The 3108-nt window shown below is 48.8% G+C and carries 2 protein-coding genes; both read left to right on the top strand.

Translation table 11 applies throughout. The annotated features are described in order from the left end of the window. Positions 1–1780: hypothetical protein (locus KDK16_RS08570; RefSeq protein WP_257275611.1), on the top strand; the 1780-nt coding region annotated here is incomplete at its 5' end. A 296-nt stretch (positions 1781–2076) separates the two neighbouring features. Further along, positions 2077–3108: hypothetical protein (locus tag KDK16_RS08565; protein WP_257275610.1), on the top strand; the 1032-nt coding region annotated here is incomplete at its 3' end.

The following is a 3108-nucleotide window of genomic DNA, read 5'->3' as shown; positions in this document are numbered from 1 at the left end:
GGTCGGTTATAAACTAATCCTGACCACCAGAAATGCTCCTCTGAATTCCAACTCTTATTCATGGCTACCTCTGGAAGTGTTTGTCGCTGCCGGTTGGCTCTTAAAAAGTTATTGGAACACCTATTCACCACTGTTTAACCCGGTTGAACAACAAGAGGTTACAGCCGTGCTGACACGCCAGAATCAACCGTTTAAGGCTATCGCTATAATGCTGGGTTCCGGAGAAAACCAACAACCGCATCAGCCATCAGAGCCGTCCACCCGGCAAGCCCGGGAACCCACCACCCAGCATACTGACTCTTTCACTCGCTCGCCGAATTCAGACTATGACGGCGGTGACGGTGACCCTGAACAACACCAACATACTTTGGGCTTAAATTGTTTCATCCACCCCTGTCATGGCATTTGTCAGTTTCGAACAATACCCGATAGCAGTGACCCCGCTGAATGGCGGCAGCACTTCGGACAAAGTTCATGCCTTCATTTGGCCGACGGATATTGCTTTAGTTGCACAGGTCGTTTTGATTCTGAAGACCTTACAGATTTCTCACTCTTCGAAACATTGGATCAACTCACTATTATTCAACTCCAACGCGATTCTCACCCACAATTTAAGCTACATGTGCGTGCCGTGGATGGCACCTCAAGCGGTCGCTGCAACTCAATGGAATCAATGAGTGCAGGGGTTGCTTTTACAACTGACGCTGCCACGCAACCCACCTGTGTCGTGACAGTGATTGGGGAGGATGGCCAACAGCGTCCATGCGGGATGGTCTGCAGGGATGCCAGAGCTCTGTCGGATCACAAAGGCAGATACCACACCGCACAACAAACCTGTAACGTGGTCATGATCGGGAAGAATGTTCAGCTGCGACAATGCGGAAGGGTCTTCAAGAATACTAAAGTCCTGTCGAGTCACAAAAGCAGCAAGCACACCGTGCAAAAAAGCTGTGACGCAACAGTAACTTGGGAGAATGGCCAGCAGCGGCTTTGCGGAAGGATCTTCCGGAATGCTCAAGCTCTGTTGAATCACAAAAGTAGATATCATATTGGGGAAAAAATCTGTGACGTGATAGTGAACCTGAAATATGGTCAGCCACAACTATGCGGGAAGGTCTGCAATAGCAGGCTGGATCTGTCGGAGCACAAAAGAAGAGACCACACCAAACAACAAACCTGTGAAGAGACAGATGTCAGGAAGGACGGCTTGCAGCGGCCATGTGGAAAGGTCTTCAAAAATGCCAGAGCCCTGTCGGAGCACAAAAGATTATTTCACAGCGGGCAAAAAACCTGTGATGTGATAGTGGACGGGGGAGAGGACCAACACCTGACATGCGGAAAAGTCTGCAAGAATATTAAAGCCCTGTCGGCTCACAAAAGAAAGAGGCACAGCGGAAAAAAAACCTGTAACGTAACCTTGGCCGGGGAGGATGGCCAGCCGCGACCCTGCGGAAAAATCTGCAAGAGTGCTCAAGACCTGTCAGATCACAAAAGGAGAGACCATAGCGAACAACAAACCTGTGAAGGGGCAGAGATCAGTAAGGATGGCATAGAACGGCCATGCAGAAAGGTCTTCAAGAATATTAAAGCCCTGTCGGAGCACAAAAGCAGATACCACAGAGGACAACAGACCTGTTATGCAGCAGTGGTCGGAGAGGATGGCATACAGCGGCCATGTGGAAAGGTCTGCAAGAATGCTCAAACGCTGTCGACTCACAAAAGAGAACATCGAAAGCGCAAGCCTGTTGATGTAAACCAGAACGATGCCCTTTGTCCCTAAAAAAGCGACAGCGATTAAGTAACGATCTGGTCCAGTGATCGACTCCGGGCGTAAACGTCTCAGGCGCTTCTTCGCCCGGAGTGGCATGGAGCTTGATGATATTGCCAGAATGGTCGTTTACTGGATGGCACCCGAAGTTCACTCAAATCAATCTTCCACTGGCAATTCCTTACGAAATCCTCCCCTACAGAAGATTAGGTCCTTGACAGAAAACACACTCATTTTATTGATCTATCCTTGCCTTCTGTAAGTCAAAAAGTAAGGATAGAATTATTAAACAATCTCTCTTTGCAATAATGCTATTGCATTTACTGACGTTATCTGTCGCCTGTCAGGCCCAAGCGTTAACAGAACGTTTTGTAGTCGATCTTGAACAGAATGCAACTTCCCAAAACCAAGGCTTTTCTATAAAGCTTGAGCGCCGCGCGTTGCCAGTCAACTCGTCAGACATTACCGATACAAACGGCTCTGAAAAGTCAGCCTCTCTTCCTGATGACAAACGACACAGACCAGACGGTTACGAGGTAAAAACGACCACTATTGAGTCGCTTCCCTGGCAATGGTCTTACACTACTCATCTGCTAATTGCCTACGAACTGAACCTGACAACGAAGGAAACCCCTCTAAGCTCTCCTTATTCATGGGTACTTATAGAACTAGTTGTCGCTGTTGGTTGGCTTTTGAAAAGCCATTGGAACCCCGACTTCCCGTTACTTAGCCCGGCTGAACGACAAGAGGCAACATCTATGCTGACACAGGGAAATCAACCATTTGAGAGCATCACTATGATGTTGGGTTCTGGACAACAGTCACAAGGGCAGTCATCAAAATCATCCGTTCAGGACACTGCAATAGCACCACTGCACCCGGCAGGCTCTTTCAGCAGCACCTTGAATACTGACTACGGCGGCGGTAACGGTGACCCTCAACACCACCACCATACCCTGGGTTTGAATTGTTTCGTATTTCCCTGTCATGGCATTTGTCAATTCCCGCAATCGTCCATGAGCAGCGAACTCAGTGAATGGTTGCTGAACTCTTATGTAAGCTCATACCCCAATTTGCCTGATGATCATTGCTTTAGTGACATAGGTCACTGGGACATTGAACATTCCCGACAAACCTCGCCTTTCGATGTATTGGTTGATCTCCCTGCTATTCAACTCCAATACGATTCAGACCCACTATTTCCGCCGCAAGCTTATGACATAGGTAGCAACCCAACCACTGGCGGCAACTCTATGGGTGGGAACACCTTAGAAGGGGTCGCCTCAGACAGGGTCGCCTCAGACAGGGTCTCCTCAGACGGGGTCTCCTCAGACGGGGTC

The sequence above is a fragment of the Endozoicomonas sp. SESOKO4 genome (assembly GCF_024606275.1).
This window is presented reverse-complemented; position numbering and strand designations above follow the sequence as displayed.